The organism is Fimbriimonas sp. LA-C6 (genome assembly GCF_055398105.1).
The window spans coordinates 2,170,071-2,188,004 of sequence record NZ_AP038796.1 but is presented as its reverse complement, the minus strand read 5'-3'; the positions used below and the strand labels follow the sequence as shown (position 1 = coordinate 2,188,004).

General features: G+C 53.1%; 14 protein-coding genes. 8 read left to right on the top strand and 6 right to left on the bottom strand.

The genetic code is table 11. The features are described 5' to 3' along the window. Positions 1-11 precede the first annotated feature (11 nt). Positions 12-440 (top strand): single-stranded DNA-binding protein, encoded by a 429-nt coding sequence (locus ACZ51B_RS10165; protein ID WP_464297136.1) that lies wholly within the window; start codon positions 12-14, stop codon positions 438-440. Positions 441-688: 248 nt separating this feature from the next. Here the strand turns inward: ACZ51B_RS10165 and ACZ51B_RS10160 are convergent, their stop codons facing one another. From ACZ51B_RS10160 to ACZ51B_RS10140, 5 genes are all read right to left on the bottom strand, one after another. Beyond that, on the bottom strand, positions 689-1,279 hold the full coding sequence (locus ACZ51B_RS10160) for a hypothetical protein (RefSeq protein WP_464297135.1): 591 nt from the start codon (positions 1,277-1,279) through the stop codon (positions 689-691). Further along, positions 1,276-6,618, bottom strand: a complete 5,343-nt coding sequence (locus tag ACZ51B_RS10155; RefSeq protein ID WP_464297134.1) for an RHS repeat-associated core domain-containing protein — start codon at positions 6,616-6,618, stop codon at positions 1,276-1,278. The genes ACZ51B_RS10160 and ACZ51B_RS10155 overlap by 4 nt, the downstream gene beginning before the upstream one ends. 529 nt (positions 6,619-7,147) lie before the next feature. After that, the gene (locus ACZ51B_RS10150; RefSeq protein ID WP_464297133.1) at positions 7,148-7,630 is read right to left on the bottom strand and encodes a hypothetical protein; all 483 of its coding nucleotides are present in this window, start codon (positions 7,628-7,630) and stop codon (positions 7,148-7,150) included. 42 nt (positions 7,631-7,672) lie between these two features. Further along, complete coding sequence (locus ACZ51B_RS10145) at positions 7,673-8,284, bottom strand: hypothetical protein (RefSeq protein WP_464297132.1); 612 nt, start codon at positions 8,282-8,284, stop codon at positions 7,673-7,675. An 18-nt stretch (positions 8,285-8,302) separates the two neighbouring features. Then, entirely contained in the window at positions 8,303-8,623 is a 321-nt protein-coding gene (locus ACZ51B_RS10140) for a hypothetical protein (RefSeq protein ID WP_464297131.1), read from the bottom strand. Between the two features lie 159 nt (positions 8,624-8,782). Here ACZ51B_RS10140 and ACZ51B_RS10135 point away from each other — a divergent pair, with 159 nt between their 5' ends. The 6 genes from ACZ51B_RS10135 (at position 8,783) to ACZ51B_RS10110 (ending at position 14,817) form a co-directional block, all read left to right on the top strand. Then, on the top strand, positions 8,783-10,864 hold the full coding sequence (locus tag ACZ51B_RS10135) for an SIR2 family protein (RefSeq protein WP_464297130.1): 2,082 nt from the start codon (positions 8,783-8,785) through the stop codon (positions 10,862-10,864). Between the two features lie 83 nt (positions 10,865-10,947). Continuing rightward, positions 10,948-12,336, top strand: a complete 1,389-nt coding sequence (gene argH, locus ACZ51B_RS10130; RefSeq protein ID WP_464297129.1) for an argininosuccinate lyase — start codon at positions 10,948-10,950, stop codon at positions 12,334-12,336. A gap of 391 nt (positions 12,337-12,727) precedes the next feature. After that, complete coding sequence (locus ACZ51B_RS10125) at positions 12,728-13,261, top strand: hypothetical protein (RefSeq protein WP_464297128.1); 534 nt, start codon at positions 12,728-12,730, stop codon at positions 13,259-13,261. Positions 13,262-13,837: 576 nt separating this feature from the next. Continuing rightward, positions 13,838-14,113: a hypothetical protein gene (locus ACZ51B_RS10120; RefSeq protein WP_464297127.1), complete on the top strand. Its 276-nt coding sequence runs from the start codon at positions 13,838-13,840 to the stop codon at positions 14,111-14,113. A gap of 164 nt (positions 14,114-14,277) precedes the next feature. Next, positions 14,278-14,418 (top strand): hypothetical protein, encoded by a 141-nt coding sequence (locus tag ACZ51B_RS10115; RefSeq protein ID WP_464297126.1) that lies wholly within the window; start codon positions 14,278-14,280, stop codon positions 14,416-14,418. Between the two features lie 207 nt (positions 14,419-14,625). Then, positions 14,626-14,817, top strand: a complete 192-nt coding sequence (locus tag ACZ51B_RS10110) for a hypothetical protein (protein WP_464297125.1) — start codon at positions 14,626-14,628, stop codon at positions 14,815-14,817. On the opposite strand, the gene ACZ51B_RS10105 is transcribed toward ACZ51B_RS10110, so the two are convergent. Continuing rightward, entirely contained in the window at positions 14,782-15,708 is a 927-nt protein-coding gene (locus ACZ51B_RS10105; RefSeq protein ID WP_464297124.1) for a PEP-CTERM sorting domain-containing protein, read from the bottom strand. The genes ACZ51B_RS10110 and ACZ51B_RS10105 overlap by 36 nt on opposite strands. A gap of 155 nt (positions 15,709-15,863) precedes the next feature. Between ACZ51B_RS10105 and metG the strand changes: the two genes are divergently transcribed. After that, the gene (gene metG / locus ACZ51B_RS10100; RefSeq protein WP_464297123.1) at positions 15,864-17,867 is read left to right on the top strand and encodes a methionine--tRNA ligase; all 2,004 of its coding nucleotides are present in this window, start codon (positions 15,864-15,866) and stop codon (positions 17,865-17,867) included. Positions 17,868-17,934: the final 67 nt, after the last annotated feature.

The window sequence follows — 17,934 nt, the reverse complement described above, 5'->3', positions numbered from 1 at the left end:
ATAGGCAAACCATGAGCCTGAACCGCGTTATCTTGATCGGTCGAATTGTCCGAGACCCAGATTTGCGAACCACCACGACCGGAAAAAGCGTGGTGGAATTCTCCATCGCCGTAGACAAGCGACTGAAACCAACCGACGGTTCAGCAACCGCTGATTTCTTCCGAGTCAAAGCCTGGAACCAAACCGCAGACTTCGTGGCCAACTACGGCGGCAAAGGCCGACTAGTAGCCGTTGACGGTCGTCTAGAAACCAGGAAGTTTGTAGACAAAGAAGGCGCTAACAGAGAAATCATCGAAGTAGTAGCCGACAGCGTCCAACTCCTAGACCGCCCAAGAGACGAAGCCGCCGGAGGCCCCACCCCAGCCGGAGTATCCACCTCCCGCCCCTCCAACGCCCCAGCCCCCTCCCCCGACGAATACGACCCATTCGCCGACGAGTAGGGCAGGGAGTTGTATAACGGAAAGCCCAGCTAGGGTTTCTAGCTGGGCTTTTTGCGTGGTGCTAAGCCGCTCATCTAGGTCTGGAGTCCCCCTGAAACACCAGCTAGATTCCAGACCACTACTTCAGTGGCAGCTTCCAGATCAGCTTAAAAAGCAGTCGCCCCACACTTTTTATGTGTGGGGCGACTGCCCACTGAGTCCAATTAACCTCTGAATAGGTGCGGCGGCAGACGGAGGTCTTGCCCAACCTAAGTTATTGGGCTTGAAGATCCCATCCGCTCGGCATTAGTTCTTAGGTCACGGTCGCTCGGAAGCCACTTAGCCTCCCCAACAACCACGACTGGTCCATATTCAAGGCCAGTGTCCCAAGGTACTCGATCTTTGAATATCTCGTACTTCGCAACCAGGTTCTGACCGATGAAAGAACAGCCGTCAAAGACCTTATGTATGTCTAACTCTTCCGCAAAAATGAGATTGGGCTTCTTTTCTTCCCAACCTTCTTCTATCGGATCGTAAACGTAGATGGATGGCGGCGAAACGTTCAGTCGGGCCTCGATCTCCTTCCGCGTACGAGGAACACCCGTCGGGCAGACGGTGTCCGTCTCGAGGTGGATATAAATGAGCCTTCTCCGCTCGGGTCGTTCCGAGAGTAGTTTGCGAATCTCCTCATAGACTCGCATCGCCACGCACAACCCGTCGGGTAGGTACTCAGTTGGACAGCCTTTAGGAAGATCCACGAACCCGAGGGCATGAGCCTCGTCGTCCACCAATGGGTCGGCAAGAACCCAGTCAGAGAGTTCATGCAAACGGATTGTCGCCATCGATTCGTCAAATTTCATAGGCCTGCTTCAAACCCACCACCTTCGATTCCAGAACCGTCGATTCCGGTACCTTCTAAATCGGTACCTTCTAATCCGGTGCCTTCCAGACCGCTGCCTTCGGCCCCACCGTCGTTAGGTGATGGCGGATTATAGCCTTTGGGGCTCCAATCGTATTTTTCGAGAAATTTCCAAACAGTTTTTGGCCAATTCGGCACCGCTCCTCCTTTCAGTTCCGACCATGTGCCGTCGGCATTTAACCTTGGTGAGCCTTCAGGGCCGTATTGGATATGGCTTGGACTTCTACCTTTTGCACCATCCTTCAGAACGTCCCATCGAAGTCCCGGGGGCCTATTGGAATTTCTCATGAACTGATTTGGTGACGGGACCCTGGATCCACCGAACTGATTATCTTCCAATGCATGCTTTCGATTTGCTCTCGCTTTCGCTCTCGCTCTCTTTTCCTTAGCCCGCTCCTCGTGTATGTCTTTAATGATGTCAGGTAGAACGTAGACAGCGATTAACCCTACTAATGCGAGCGCCACGATGACATACTTACCGCTTGGGTCGCTTCTGCCTACCGGATTACCGCCGCAATACGCGTAGACATTAATCCCACCCTGATAGCTAATCGGATCCCGGCTCGTCCAACGACCCTGGTTCGGATCGTAATAACGCGTCCCGCACAGATACAACCCAGTCTCACGATCCAGGTAATACCCACCCCATCGCGCATTGAACCCAAATGGGTCTGTCTGCTGCGTGGACTGCGAACCTGGCAGCCAAGACTCCTTGCCGTACGAGTCGTATAGTCGGAACGTGTAAATGTTCGCGTTCAGGTCAAACGGAGCAGTAACGCTGCCCTGCTGATCGAAGTTGTAGTAGATCCAAGCGCCGTTCTGCTTTCGAGCGACCAAGCCGTCTGGAGCATAAACGTTGGTGGCAATCACAGCTCCCGTGCTGTCAAGTTCACAGACCGGATTGTTACCGTCATAAAGGAAGTAAGTCTTCCCGCCAGTAGCACCTTGCTTCCAAGCTCTCTCGCCATTGGCCGCATACCCGTTCGTCAGAAGCGATCCAAATGAGGTCATCCGGTTCTCTTCGTCGTAAGTACATGTCGATCCGTTGATGACGGTCTGGTTGCCGTTGCCGTCGTAAGTACCACCCACGCGCTGATCATCAGCGTTAAAGGTAGCGCCAGCAGTGCCTCGGAATGTCGTCGGATTCCTTCCAGAATCGTACGCAAACGTGTTGTTAAAGCCAGCCGTTCGAGTGGTCGTCTCACTCGTGAGAACCGTCTTGGTTGTCGAATTGTAGCCGTACGTGGTCGTGCCAGTATGACTTCCAAGGCCAGCTACATTCGTATGTACAGAAGTAAGGTTTCCAACTCCGTCATACGTCATCGTGTCGTAATCAGCCCAGTCGTAACCGTCACCGCGTATGTTGTGCATAGCGGTCAACTGCCCCTGAACGTTTCCAGTTCCTTGATACTGATAAGTGGAATAAGAACCTGTAGGGAGACCACGGCGAGTCTGCTTTCCACCTGAGGAGTACTGAGCCGTAGCAGCAACGACACCAGACCCGTTGTTGAAGTCCATCTCCTGGTAGCGACCCGCAGAATCATAGAAATGACTAAAGGTGCCAGAGGGAGTGGTCAGAATCGCCAAGCTTCCGTCTGGATATCGGTTATATTGAACAACCTGTCCGGTACTGATACCCGTAAAGTAGCGAGTCTTTGAATAGAGGAAATCGCAATCGTCGTAGCCTCTGTATTCAGCTCCAACGCCATCAGTTGTAAGAGTTAATCTGTCGAAGTCATCGTAGTAATAGGCAATATTTTTGGAGCTATTCGCTGGGTAGCTAACAGCAGAAAGAAGACCGTCTGTATCTCCATACGTGTAGTTCGTAACTCGGCCAAGACCATCTGTTCGACTCGTGACATTTCCTACCCAGTCATAGGTGAAATTAACCGTATCCACACCCGTAAGTGACGTGGTGTTTGGATAGCGAACAGTGGCGATCTGCCCAAGCAGGTTATAAGTGTATTGCGTGGCCTTCGTAGACCATGCATTTGCTGGTTGAAGCTGAATCAACCTCTGTAGCGCATCATAGTAAAAGTTGGCGTACTCACTCACTCCGGTCTGAGTTCGCAGATTGCCGTCGGGTCCGTATAACTTGTCGTCGGTACGAACGGGACTTCCCGATTCATCGTAGTCCACGGTCTTTGAGAGTGGGCCATTGAGCCACATATACACAAACACACGGCTTCTGCGTCCACTAGGAAACGCCGTGACCGGGTAGGTAATCCGAGTGACCTTGTTGGCCAAGTCATACGTGTAGTTCGTGACATCACCATCTGCGGTCGTCACCTGCGTCACGTTGCCACGACTGTCGTAGACGTACTGAGTGGAGTGTCCAAGTTCATCCGTGATGGATGCAGGGCGAGCATAAAGCTCCACGCCACCCGTCGTGTAGTTAACTGTCTTGGTGTGAGTACTGATCGAGTTGTTTCCTGGAGAAACAACAGTCAGCGGGTTACCAATACTGGAGTAGGCTATAGCGGTAGTCTGAGTTAGACCATCGTTGGAGTGACCCGGAATGGGCGTATAGGTGTACTGCAGGCTACCGTTTGAGTAGTATGCATAGCTTGTAGCTGTCTTTCCGGCAACCTGAGTTGACTGCAAGCTGTCGTCATAGAAGTTGTTCGGGCTCGCAAGATATGTGTTGGTCGTGACTTTTCCTTTAGGAGTAGTCATCGTCAACATATGCCCGTAATTGTCCCACGTGTAATTCGTGGTGTACGTCTGAGTAGCACTATACTGCGTCGTGATACTTGAAGGCTGAAATGGATTGCCAGAAGTGTAGCTACGAATCTCAGGAGTTGCCCAAGCCGTCTCCGTAGAACCTGAATAGGCAGTAACGAACACTTTCTTGGTCGCAGACATATTCGCGTCGGAGTAACTGTAGTAGCAACTCGCGATGGTTCCACCTGGATCTTGGGTGGTAACTTTTGTGGAAACCAGCGACGTACCCGAAACCTGCGGTTGGATAAGCGTCACATTCCCGTCAACGTCCGTCCTCGAAGCAACTCCGCCATTGGAGTCATACGCAATGCTTTCAGAAACATAGTTGGTGATGGCTGAGTCAGGCCAAACGCCAGTGGCTGAGTTTCGACTCCCTGGATTTCGGAAATTGATTTGGGTGAGGAAGGGAACCTTTTCACCTGTGCGACCATTGGACAGATAAGTGTATCCATAGTATTCGGCCGTTCCTGCAGGCGCCTCAACAATCTGTGACGAACTGTTCAACGTAGCTGATGCGATATCCGACACGTAGCTGAGTTCGTCAGTATAGGCCGGGGTGTAACCTGAATCATTTGGTATAGCCTGTACTTGATACTGCACACATCGTTTCTCTAAGTCTGATTGACTTGCTGGCTGTTCGTAGACGCTAGTTAATCGACCATTTGAGTCGTACAAGAAACGTAGAGACACCGTAGGCGTGCTATTCGCATAAACTAAATACAAGCGGAAGAGCCCGGGAAGACCGGTCTTGGAGTCGTTATCCTTACTTGAACTTGCAGCGTTCCAAACGCAAGTGACGATATTGCCAAACTTGTCAACGATATCACCAGGCATCGAGAATGCTCGGTAATACGTCGTCCCACCCAATACGAAGGAGTCCGAAGCGAGTAAAGAGTTGAACTTCCACTTCGTTCGATCCGGAAACACGATTGTGTAATAGGGATAGGCTGGCAGAATGTCATTGTATGTCAACCGTAACTGCATAGGCACCCCAGCAGGCAATGGAACGTTGACTTCGGGATTTGCAGCCGTGGGAGTCGTGCTAGGGACCGTAAAAGGAATCTCGCCACCGTTTGGTAAGATGATCGTCCCGATAGTCTCTGTGGCCGTCGTCGTACCAGCAACCTGAATCCGATAGTTATAGTTGTGTGTCCAACCAGATCCCATACCGGTTGGCGTCACATTGGACAAGCTGTGATAGCTTCTCTGGAAGCTAAAACCAGGCCCCTTCGGGTTATATACAGTGATGTCAGGAGCAGGAGAGTGTATTTCCTCACCGGTAGCAAGGTTCACATCAGCGTCTACCGCCAAGTTCTGAAAAGTCGGCTGAACCGCTGTCTCTCGCAAACCAGGAAGTTGCAGCGTCGCAATAGCGGGGAATCCAGTCCCAACAACGTGAACCGCCATCGCGTTCAAGTTCCGTTGCGCTGCCACGACAATTCCAAGATTCTGACTACCTAACACGGCCAGACCAATCTTCGGGGATTCCTTCACCGGGCTCGCAGGCAAACAAGAAAGAGCAAGCGCCTCAGCACTTCCAGCCTTAGCAACGGCTAAGAACTTATCAGCCTGTAACTGCTCCCACTGCTTCCAAGTGAGGTGAACTTCCGCGCCGTCTTGATAGGTAATGCCATTTGCATCAGCCTTCTTGATGGTGACAAACCGATCCTTCTCAACTCTGGCAACAATCGGCTTGCTAACAGCAATCAGCCCCTTCTTATCAGTGGGAACAACAAATCGACCGAACAGTCCGAGCTTAGAGCAGGAATCGAGAAGATCCTTCCCGGTGCTTCCTTCACCGTCATAGCGAACAGCACTCTTCGGATCAACGTTTTGGATGCCAAGCTGCTTAACACAAACTCCCATGCTCTCAACACCAGATAGCGGGTTGATGCGTGGATGCTCAGGAATGCCAAGGCTCTTTCGGTGAGCCTTCTCACCTTCCCGAGTGGCAGCATGCACACTGTAGAGCTGCGCCACTTTTCGGTCGTAACCAGAAAGTCCGCTTGCCAGAAGCGACTTGAACTGAGCATGCGATGCTTTAAAGTCACCTTGGAAATAGAGAGCAAGCGCTCGGTCGTAAGCTGCGAGCCCCTTGTCAGCGTGTGCTGCTGGCAAAAGTGACTCAGCACGCGTAAATCGCGCCAGCGCCTCCACAGGATGATGGTTACCGAGATAGAACTCGCCAACTTGAATCTGAAGTCGAGCCTCTCGCTCAGGTTTGACACCTTCCTGAATTTCGAGTGCCCAGGTCTTCCGCTGCTTCTCAGTGAAAGGAACGCGGAATGCCCCTTGGCTGTCCAAAAGTGAAGCCCACTTCCCGGAAGTAGGTCTCGCAACAGGCGTCGCTACAGGTGTGCTCGGCCGAACTGTTGGGTCAATCGTAACAGATTTGAAAGTCGGCTTTGCCGTCGACTTTGGTAGTGCTGGAATAGGTTTAGGCGGGATCTTTACTGGCTCAAAAGCCTTTGCCATAGCGAGCGTCGGAACAAATGTGTTCGACACAAGTACGAGACTGATTGCCGATGAAATCACCCTTTGATAAGGTTTGCTCATATGCAAGAGGCAGTTTACGGGACAAAATTCGCAATAATTTGAAATGTCACCAGCCTATTTACTGGGCCTTAAACTAACGCCTCTCTTAATATATTCGCTCTATTGATTGATTTAATGAACAATGTTTCATCTTGCACTAATCCAAAAAAGATCAACTCGTACTCCCTTTAAAGTAGCCTCAGTTCCTTCTAGGTACAAAGACCTAGTCAGAGGCCAAAAAGGAAGCAAGCGACTCACACCGAACCTCTACCCAAGTTCATCAACTCTCACAGGCCCTAGATCTTCCCACCTGACGTTCCCTTTCTTGATCATCTCCTTTCCCGAGTGCTCAAGATTGCCGGAGAAGGGTCAAAATGCATTGCGGCACTTTGGGCCCGGCAAGATAATCTCACTTCAGACCCCCAACTTTGCCGAAGGGGCCGACGGCCAAGACTGGGAACATGGTCCTAGCAGTGGCAGCTCTCAAAATAGGTGTCCGTGACACAGCGCACTTGGTTGCTCCAAAACCTCAAAGGCCCTCGGAAAGCGTTTAACGTAAGGTGCTCAACTCTCGATGAATAATGCCCCTTGCAACCAACTCACCATGCCCACTGAATACCGAGAAAGAAGTTCGCTCCCCCGTTTTCTCTGTCGTATATCGATAATCCCCAGAGGGAATTTCATTAATATTCTTGGTAAACACGGTGCGTAAATGCCCAGGCCCAAACTCATCAACACTAACCGGTACACGAATGAGTCCTTCCTTATCGCTGTGAAAGACCATCCTGCACCCAATCAGCTCCCCAAATGCCGTACTAACTAAAGCCTGATAGCTCGCCCTTCGAAATTGCGCGACGGACATCGCCACAAACGCAACCACCCCCAGGGATACGGCGATAACCAATAACTTCTTCAGAACCCCAAGTGATCGTTTCATTTCAAAAATGCCCCTTCTCCACCAACCAATATTGGCAAGATTTGACGAACTGTAAAGCAGCTCGCGTACTTGCACGAAGAGCATCGGAAACTTCATAAACACATCGAACTAACAATTTAACTTATCCGAAGAGCCAATCTAGCCCCCCATTTGCCCCGATGATTCAATCGGACTCCAAGATCCCATTCGCTCAGCAAGAGTTCTCAGGTCACGGTCGCTCGGAAGCCACTGAGCCTCCCCAACAATCACGACAGGCCCATACTCAGGCCCGGTTTCCCAAGGCACCCGATCTTTAAAGATCGCGTATTTTGCAACAAGACCCTTTCCGACAAAAGAGCAGCCCTCAAAGACCTTGTGAATATCCAATTCTTCCAGATAGATGATGTTCGGCCTTTCTTGTTCCCACCCACCTTCTACTGGGTCGTACACGAAGATGGAGGGTGGCGAGTAATTGAGTCGCGCCTCAATCTCCTCCCGAGTACGAGGAACACCCGTTGGGCACACCGTGTCCGTCTCAAGGTGAATATAGATGAGCCTTCTCCGCTCCGGTCGTTCTGAGAGCAGTTTGCGAATCTCCTCATAAACTCGCATCGCCACACACAACCCGTCAGGGAGGTACTCAGCACTGCAGCCTTCAGGAAGATCCACGAACCCGAGAGCATGAGCCTCGTCGTCCACCAATGGGTCGGCAAGAACCCAATCAGAGAGTTCATCCAAGCGAATTCTCGCCATCGATTCGTCAAATTTCACAGTTCGCCTTCAAACCCGCTATCCACCACGCACAAACCCCTTACAAACAGTCCGCCCCGCAGAATCCGTCACAGTAAAAAACGGCCCCTCAACAGTGTGCTTAGTCGTAAACCGATACACGCCCGAAGGGATGCTTTTCAAGTTGAGTTCGCTGGAGTGGATGAAGCCTTCGGTTTGGTGGCGCTTGTTCAAACGCGAAGAGATCACCTTGCCAAAGACAACCTGGGTTTCCGAGAGTGGAGGCGCCGGTCGGAATACGCTCGAGATCTCATAGGCGTAGCCACACAACACACTCAAAATCGCCAGCACACACCCACCGATAAACTCACGCCGCAACATCAGTCAGAAGTATGCCCCCCAGCCTGAACGGTCGCAAGTCAAATGGAGCTTTAGTTGCATACTACCCACCCATTCACCACCGAAGGGTAAGGCCCTAGTACTGACTCGCGCGCGCCAAAGGTTGTATTCCATAAGGCTAAGTACCCATACTCAGAGGCCGTGGGGAATCAGATTAGTCAGCAAGACCTGTATCAGAGAATCAAAGATCTGATGGCAGACGGGTTGGGGCATGGACCGAAGCTCTCCTTTTTGCTCGGAGCAGGAATGAGCTACCCACTGGTTCCCGTCACCCGGGCAATTGTTGACTGGGATCTGGCCTGGTGGCAGTGGTGCGCAGACTCCAGCAACGACGCATGTTTAAAGGACTATTACGATTCAGCGATCAAAGGGCAAAGTCGACGCCGTCTTGCGGAGACGTTAGGAGAGGACAGAGCGAGTGAGGTTCTCAAACGCTCGAAGCAGTTGTGGCAGGATGTACATGCCCATCAAGCAAGCTGTTCACATCAACCGGAATACTTCGATCTAAAGTTCGAACTGGATGAAGAAGGCTTCCCAACAGACAAGACCTGCAGTAACGCCTACCAAGCAGCCTTCCACTGCCTCTGTACACCAGCGAAAATGTACGATCCAAAGAGGGCGGCTCAATACTTCCGAGATGTGGTTAAGCGAATAGGCAAGCGAATGAACGGGGCCAATCTGTTCTTAGCCTCGTTCTTATATGAAGTTCAGCAAAGCAATCTGTGCGGTCACATCTTCACCACAAACTTCGACCCACTGTTGCAAACAGCTTTCCAACTCGTTGGCCTTCCGTATTTCGTTTCCGATAGGCCAGACGTTCTCGGATACCCCAATGACGATGGAGCGGAAAACGCCACGCACATCATCCATGCCCACGGAAGCGTTTACCGTTACTTGCTTCTAAACGGCCAAGAGGAGATCAAGAAATACGCATCGAAGAACGCACGGTTCTTTACTCCTCACTTACAGACCCATGCAACCATCATCGTGGGTTACAGCGGATGGGACGACACTCTGCTCTCAGCCTTAGAGCAAGTCGACCAGTTCCAACGGTGTCTCTATTGGTGTGACAGAGGAACCTCGCTAGAGAGCAGCAACCTCTCCGATAAAGCGAAGCATTTGCTCGCCGCCAAGAGCAACTGCTATTACGTTCCCATTCGGGATGCGAACGACTTTTTTGCAGGACTCTATCGTGAGGTCTGCGGAGAGGCGCTACCTAAACTCATCCAATACCCGATTGAATCGATACGTGCTCGTTTAGAAGGCTGTGACCTCACGGACATGAAGCTTGCCAACCCTAGACACAAGCGTCCTCAGCAAGCGGACTTACAAGGTGAATTAGAACAGTTCGATGCAGAAGAGGCATTGAGGAAAGTTATCGACCGCCTCAACGAGGCAAACCGCTTCTTCCGCGGCGAAACCCTAGACCAAGCAAATGTAAAAGAGGCGGGCAGAGACGCGTTGATCGCTGAAGCGGAAGCAAAATACCTGAGTTTCAATTATAGCGAAGCACTGCCACTCTATGACCGGCTACTAAGTGATCCCAAGAACCTGAGCACCACTGAAAAAGCCCTGTTCACATACCGTTTGGGAACTGCCATGGCGTCTATTGGAGACCTCAAGGGGGCAATTGATTGCTTCGATTCTGTGCTCAACATGCCAGACGCCCCGTCTGAGCAAAGGGCAAAGTCTCTCTATAACAAAGGAGTTACATTAGGACAGCTTGGAGACCTCAAGGGGGCAATTGATTGCTTCGATTCTGTGCTCAACATGCCAGACGCCCCGTCTGAGCAAAGGGCAAAGTCTCTCTATAACAAAGGAGTTACATTAGGACAGCTTGGAGACTTCAAGGGGGCAATTGAATGCTGCGATTCCGTGCTCAACATGCCAGACGCCCCGTCTGATCAAAGGGCATGGTTTCTCTACAGCAAAGGTTGGGCATTAGGAAAGCAAGAAGACCTCCGAGGGGAGATTGAATGCTACAACTCTGTTCTCAACATGCCAGACGCCCCGTCTGAGGAGAGGGCACGGTCACTCTTGAACAAAGGAGTTGCATTAGGAAAGCAAGGAGACATCAAGGGGGAGATTGAATGCTATGACTCCGTGCTCAACATGTCCGACGCGCCCAATGACATCAAGAACGATGCCCGCCACAACCGATCACTCACAACCCCCGCCAAAAAGACCAAACCGTCCAAGAAAAAGACTGGATCCAACGACTAACCGTCCCCCGCCGCTTCCCAAAATTGCCGGATAAGGTTCAAAGCTGGTTTTGCGGCACTTTTGGCCCGGTAAGATAACCTCATATGAAGAAGCTTTGGGGCGGGGCGTTCTCCGAGAGCACTGATGCTTTGGTAGATCGATTTGGGCAGTCCATCGAGACAGACCTGAACTTTTGGCAAGAAGACATCATCGGCAGCGTTGCCCACGCACGAATGTTGGGATCTGTAGGCATCATCACGCCTGAAGAAGCCCAGCAACTGATAGGAGGCCTGGAGAAAATCCATGAACAAGGCCCCGATTTCCTTAAACTAGACGTCGAAGACATCCACACCGCCATCGAGATCCGTCTGCACGAACTCGTCGGTGAAGTCGCCGGAAAACTCCACACAGCAAGATCGCGAAACGATCAGGTCGCCACCGATACCCGGCTCTACCTGAACAACGAACTGCTCATCGTGGAAAGGCTGATCAAAAAACTGCAAGGACTCCTACTCACACAGGCCGAGCAGCACAAAGACACCATCATGCCCGGCTACACCCACCAACAGCGGGCACAACCCATCACACTGGGCTTCCACCTCATGGCCCACTTCTGGGCACTCCAAAGACACGGCTGGAGAACAGAAAAACTCACCGAGCTAGCCAACTACTCCCCCCTCGGAGCAGCCGCACTCGCCGGTACAGGTTTCCCCATCGACCGCGAACAGACCGCAAAGGAACTGGGCTTCACAGCCCCCATCCCCAACGCGCTCGATGCAACCAGCGACCGTTCGTACCTCCTGGACGCTCTGCACCTCTGCGCACTCCTCATGCTCGACCTCAGCCGAATCTCCCAAGAGCTCGTGCTGTTCTCCACCAAGGAGTTTGGGTTCATCAAACTGGCCGACACCTGCACCACAGGCTCGTCCATCATGCCCCAAAAGCGAAACCCAGATATGGCCGAACTCATCCGTGGAAGAACCGCGCGAGCCATCTCCAACTGGACAACCCTCGCAGGCGTCATGAAGGGCCTCCCACTCGGCTACAACCGAGACACCCAAGAAGACAAACCACCCCTCTTCGACTCCCTCAGAAAAGTCCGAGACTCCATCACGCTCACCTACCTCATGCTGGAATCCGCAGAATGGCAAACCGAGCGAATGGCCTCCACCGTCCGAGGCGACTTCTCCACAGCAACAGACCTAGCCGACTTCCTAGCCTCCAACGGAATCCCCTTCCGACAGGCCCACGAGATGGTCGGTAAAGTAGTCCGAGGCTGCCAAGAGCGAGACATCGTCCTAGAAGACCTAGACGAGAAACTCCTCCACGAAATCGACCCAGAAATCCCAACCGAAGCCCTCAGCGTCCTCCAACCAGCAGGCTCCGTCCAACGCCGAGAATCCTACGGCGGCCCAGGCCCCAAAGCCATGGAACAACAACTCAACCACGCCCGGGCCCTATTCAAACAACCTGGCTTCGGCAAAATAGCCTAACCATAGAGTGAAAATAGTATTAAGGTAATATATCCTTAATACTATTTTGTGGCTATAATTAAAGGGTTCACTTGTCGATCTTTAGTTACAACCATGAAAAGTCTCTGTGTCTCAACCCTCTTAATTCTCAGTGTTGGAGGTTTTGCTCAGCAGTCGAGTGGGGCGTCTCCCGAATCCTCCGTTAAGAAGTTCATCTCAGCGATCAACGCCAAGAATCCGGAGGAGGCTTATAAATACGTAGTTCATGGCAAGGTCCACCGGGACTTCGCTTTTACCGAACAGCTTATGCATCAAAAGCCGTTTGGACTGATCACGATAAAAGTCACACGCGCAGCAACCAGAGGGACAAACGCGAGAATCAGTTATGAAACGGTAGTGCGAAGACCAAGCGGTGAATCGGCCAATTCTCAAGGAGTATGTCACCAGAACCTTGTGCAAGGTCAGTGGAGAATCATCCCAGAAGACCCTTCCGCTCCCATCGAGATCCGACTTTGTAGGGTCCTTGGCCGCCTACGTCATCGACCCATATTCACTGACCAAATATAAAGACCTGAAACGAGCACTGGAGAGCAATTCTCGGCTAAGACAAATCACAGTCGGCATGCTCATGTACCTAACTGATAACGACGATGTCTTCAAGCTAACACCGGAAACGGCCCAAAAAGAGCCTCGCCCATATCTAAAAAACGACAAGCTCTGGAGCTATCCAGGAGATACTTCCGGAGAGACTGCATACAGCTTCAACAAGAATCTCACAAACGTTCGGTACGGCACCATTAAGCGGCCCGATAAGGTCGTTCTTTTCTACCAAGGTTCAGCCGGAAAGCTGAAGTCCATCAAAGGTAAAGCCTCCGTAGCATTCATGGACTGCACCATCAAAACGATCACTCCCAACCAGGAGAAACACCTCATCTGGAAACACTAGCCGGACAATCCTTCAGTCTCCTCACCCCCCAAACCAAACGCCCAAGCCAACGCCTCCGGCCCCTTTCCTTTCGTCCCCGAGAGGAAAGATGGGGATAGGAGAGTCCGGCTGGTTCCCAAGATCCACGAACCCCCGCTCCGACTCCTTCCTAGCCGAGACAACTAAAGAAGAGTCCCCCGCCCCCCACCAACTTGACTAAGAGCAAACAAAGAACGGAAACCCACCCGAAGCCCCTCTCTCCCCCAAGTTCTCCGGAATTTGGGGGAGAGAGCCGGAGTGAGGGGGCAAAACCTACCAATCACCACCCGATCTCCAATCCAACAGGAAGTCAGCACTGCACGCTCCCCAGCCCCGAACGGGGCGCTCCGTCCAAGCGAAGGACAAGCGCAAGCAACCAATGAAACGAGGGCTGAAAGCCTGGTATGCGCTAAACCTAACTATCCCTTCCATCAAACTCCCCTAGCCCCGAATGGGGCGCTCCGTTCCAGCGAAGGACGCAGTCCTGGAAACCAACCACCACCAGCCCCGAGTGCTGAAAGCACGCTCCCCATCCGGCTCCGAAGTATCCCAAACGGGATGCCAGAAAGTAGCAACGGGTCGCTAGACCCACAGATAGCTCCCACCAAGAAACGCACCCCGAAGGGGTGCCAGAAGCCACCAACCCTCAACGAAACCCAACCCCTCCGAAACGACATACCCACAGCCCAGCGGCGCAAGCCCCGCGAAAGCCGCAACGAATCGATAGCCGAGCAAACAACCCTAACCGCCCCTTCCCCCAGCCCCAAATGGGGCGCTCCGTGCGAGCGAAGGACGCAGTCCTGGAAACCAACCACCACCAAACCCAAGTGCTGAAGGCACGCTCCCCACCACCTCCGAAGAATCCCAAACGGGATGCCAGAAAGTAGCAACGGGTCGCTAGACCCGTTGAAAGCCCACCCTGAATCCGCACCCCGAAAGGGTGCCAGAAGCCACCCACCTCCAACGACGCCCAACCCCTCCGAAGCATCCCAAGCGGGATGCCAGAAAGTAGCGGTGGCGTCGAAGACCCACCGATAGCTCCCACCAAGAAACGCACCCCGAAGGGGTGCCAGAAGCCACCAACCCTCAACGACACCCAAACCCATTCCGACAGGTCCAACGGACCGGCATACCACTAGCCCAGCGGCGCAAGCCCTGGGAAAGCTACAACAAAGGAAAGAGGGCTGAAAGCCCGGCATACGCAAAACCTAACCGTCCCTTCCTCACCCCTAGCCCCGAATGGGGCGCTCCGTCAGAGCGAAGGACGCAGTCCTGGTAACCAAACCACAATAAACCCAAAGTGCTGTCAGCACGCTCCCCATCCCCTCCGAAGCATCCCAATCGGGATGCCAGAAAGTAGCGGTGGCGTCGAAGACCCACCGAAAGCTCCCACCAAGAACCGCACCCCGAAAGGGGTGCCAGAAGCCTCCAACCCTCAACGACACCCAACCCCTCCGAAACGACATACCAACAGCCAAGCGGCGCAAGCCCCGCCCCTTGCCCTAGCCCCGAACGAGGCGGCGCTTTCGCGCCGCTAAAGCCGTCAGACCGGATGCCATGGCCACTAGGGTCAGGGGTTCGGGGACTGGGTTTACTCCTCCGCCTCCCCCTGAACTTCCGCCTGTAGATCCTCCGCCAGTTGACCCGCTCGTCGACCCACTACTCGAACCAGAAGTCGTCCCTGACGAAGTACCAGAACTGGACCCTCCCGTGCTTCCCGGATCCGTTCGCGTACTTCCACCTCCACCAATCGAGCCGCCGATCGCAGGCAGCAGGCTGAACAAAGGAAAGTAAGTGCCAAACGAGGGTGTGGAAATGCTGTTCCCAGATGGCGTTGCCGCGGTAGGAACCTCCGCAGGACCAGCCTCTCCCAGGAAGATTGGGCTAGGATTGGGCGTCGGGTCTACCGCCGGGATCTCAGCCACAAGCGTCTCCGGCGTAGATAGCGCGGCAATATCCTCACTGGGCGAGATCAAAGGTTGCTCGGCAAACTCGCGCGTCTCCGGAGTCGCAGAAGCTAACCCAGTAAATCGTCTCTGAACAACAATATCGGTGCCGGTCGCCATCGGATTACCGCAGCTCAGCTTAAGCGTAATCTTCCCACTCTTGTCGGCAAAGACGGGGGTTCCTGCCTTCAGCAGAAGACTTTTCCAACCAATGACACCAGCGTTGTTCACGTTATAAACGCGGTAGTGGGTGGTCTTTTTCAGCTTCTCAACGTGCAAGCTTCCAAACCACTTCTGCAAGAACGCCTTGTCTTTACCAAAGTGCCGGGTGTAGCGGTCGAGAACCACACGGTCGCTCAACTGAGCAATGAGTCCACTCGTGCTGGTGACTCGTTTCTCCAAGAACGATCCTTTCTCAGTCCGCGCAAGGGTAGCCGCCGCGAAAACTGTGGCCAAGACTATCGATGCAGCTATCCTCTTCATGCAGTTCATGACTCTAGAATCTGCAAATAGTTCGCCACATCACGCCATCCCATACTAGCTTGTGCCTGAATTCACAAATAGGGGGCGTTGAACCTAGTATTAGCCTCAGCAAGCACTCAGATAGCCTGAGAGAGTGATTTCTCAGGCATAACAGAATGTCTAGAGGTTCTGCCAACACCCGCACCGGTACACTCCAGAAGCCGATGCCAAACCGCTCGACCATCACCACCCCGATCTATTACGTTAACTCCGTTCCGCACATTGGAACGGCGCTCACTACGTTGGCCGCGGATGTCACCGCGCGGTACCAGCGAATGCAGGGGATGAATCCATTCTTCCTCACCGGAACAGACGAAAACGGACTCAAGGTGAAAGAGGCTGCCGATAAGGCTGGCAAAGATCCGATGGCGTTTGTAGACGAGATCTCTTCCAAATTCAAGGAGATCTGGCCAGGTCTGAACATTCGGTACGACGACTTTATCCGAACCACAGAGCCCCGGCACATCGCGGCAGTGCAGGCGTTCTTCTCCGTGCTTCAGGAGAAGGGGCACATCTACAAGGGCACTTACGAAGGCTGGTACGACGTTTCCAGCGAGACCTTCTACAAAGATGCAGACCTAGTCGATGGAAAAAGCCCCGACGGGAACGAGGTCCGGTGGGTGCAAGAGGAGAACTACTTCTTCAAGATGGGTTCCTTCACAGAGCCCTTGCTCAAGCACATCGAAGAAAATCCCGACTTCATCATCCCCGAGAGCCGCAAGAACGAAGTCGTGAGTTTCATCAAGCAGGGACTCCGAGACGTCTGCATTTCCCGAACAAACGCCGGATGGGGCATCCCCGTGCCAGGCGATGATCGGCAGGTGGTTTATGTCTGGTTCGACGCACTCATCAACTATGTAGCCGCAGCAGGTTGGCCGAATGCGGGTTGGGAAGACAAGTGGCCGGCAGACGTTCAATGGATGGGCAAAGACATCCTCACCCGCTTCCACGCAACTCTGTGGCCTGCGATGCTGTTGGGAGCAGGCATCCCTCTACCGAAGACCCTCGTAGGGCACGCGTGGATGCTGATCGGCGGCGAGAAGATCTCCAAGTCCAAGGGCAACGTGGTTGCTCCATTGGAGCTTGCAGCGGAGTTGTCAGAGCGGTCCGGATGCGCTTCAGATGTCGCCATTGATGCGGTCCGCTACTACATGGCCGCAGCCATGCCCTTTGACAACGACTCGGTCTTTACCCACGACGATTTTGATCGACGCTACAACAGCGATTTGGCTAACGATCTCGGCAACGCCTTAAACAGATCACTCGCCATGGCTCATAAGTTTGTGGAAGGCAAAGTGCCCGATGCAGCCGTTGAATCAGATGCTCAGACAGCAATCGCAACGGCCAAGGCAGGCTTCGAAAAAGCCATGACGGGGTATCGCATCGACCATGCCGTAGAAGCGGCTTGGGGTCTGGTACGGTTCTTGAACAAGTACATCGACACCCGCGCTCCCTGGGCATTGGCAAAGAACCAAGATCCAGCACTTCCCGGTGTGATTCGCTCGATGCTCGGCTGCCTGCGTGCGGTGGAAGGAATGATCCGAACCGTTCTCCCAAGCACAGCAGACGCCATCGCCGAGCAGCTGGGCGTGGCTGCAACCACGCTTTGGTCAGAGATCGGCACGGCCGCCTCGCTCCCAGCAGGAACGGCGATGTTAGAGCCGAAACCGATATTCCCTCGTCTTGACCTTACCGCCAAGGTTGCAGCTCAGCAAGCAGAAAAGGCCGCCGCTGCTCCAAAACCAAAGAAGGAAGAAAACGCCCCCAAGAAGGAGGCAACTGCACCTATGGAAACAGAAATTACAATTGAAGACTTCATGAAGGTCCAACTCCGAGTTGGACGCGTGCTAGAGGCCGAGCCTGTGGAAGGTGCAGACAAACTGTTCAAACTTCAGGTGGTAATCGGCGAAGAGAAACGTCAGATCGTTGCAGGTATTCGCAAAAGCTACTCCGCAGAAGATTTGATTGGACGCCAAGTGGTGGTTTGCGTTAATCTGAAACCAGCGAAGCTGAGAGGCGTCGAGAGCCAGGGAATGTTGCTAGCTGCAACGGACACAGATGGCTCCGCTATTTTGCTTCAACCGGACCGAGAGGCGCCTGAAGGCACGCAAGTACGCTAGTTTTTGAGTCGAAAACCGACAGGTAGGGCATTTCGTGCGTCAACCTCTGTACGTCTCGAAGGGCAGT

What these genes read in the sequence shown, in the direction of transcription:
- ACZ51B_RS10120 (WP_464297127.1), top strand. Translation starts at nt 13,838, where the DNA reads ATGCCAGAAAGTAGCAACGGGTCGCTAGACCCACAGATAGCTCCCACC.
- metG (WP_464297123.1), top strand. Translation starts at nt 15,864, where the DNA reads ATGTCTAGAGGTTCTGCCAACACCCGCACCGGTACACTCCAGAAGCCG.
- ACZ51B_RS10165 (WP_464297136.1), top strand. Translation starts at nt 12, where the DNA reads ATGAGCCTGAACCGCGTTATCTTGATCGGTCGAATTGTCCGAGACCCA.
- ACZ51B_RS10140 (WP_464297131.1), bottom strand. Translation starts at nt 8,623, where the DNA reads ATGTTGCGGCGTGAGTTTATCGGTGGGTGTGTGCTGGCGATTTTGAGT.
- ACZ51B_RS10110 (WP_464297125.1), top strand. Translation starts at nt 14,626, where the DNA reads ATGCCAGAAAGTAGCGGTGGCGTCGAAGACCCACCGAAAGCTCCCACC.
- ACZ51B_RS10160 (WP_464297135.1), bottom strand. Translation starts at nt 1,279, where the DNA reads ATGAAATTTGACGAATCGATGGCGACAATCCGTTTGCATGAACTCTCT.
- argH (WP_464297129.1), top strand. Translation starts at nt 10,948, where the DNA reads ATGAAGAAGCTTTGGGGCGGGGCGTTCTCCGAGAGCACTGATGCTTTG.
- ACZ51B_RS10105 (WP_464297124.1), bottom strand. Translation starts at nt 15,708, where the DNA reads ATGAAGAGGATAGCTGCATCGATAGTCTTGGCCACAGTTTTCGCGGCG.
- ACZ51B_RS10150 (WP_464297133.1), bottom strand. Translation starts at nt 7,630, where the DNA reads ATGAAGTTTCCGATGCTCTTCGTGCAAGTACGCGAGCTGCTTTACAGT.
- ACZ51B_RS10155 (WP_464297134.1), bottom strand. Translation starts at nt 6,618, where the DNA reads ATGAGCAAACCTTATCAAAGGGTGATTTCATCGGCAATCAGTCTCGTA.
- ACZ51B_RS10115 (WP_464297126.1), top strand. Translation starts at nt 14,278, where the DNA reads ATGCCAGAAAGTAGCGGTGGCGTCGAAGACCCACCGATAGCTCCCACC.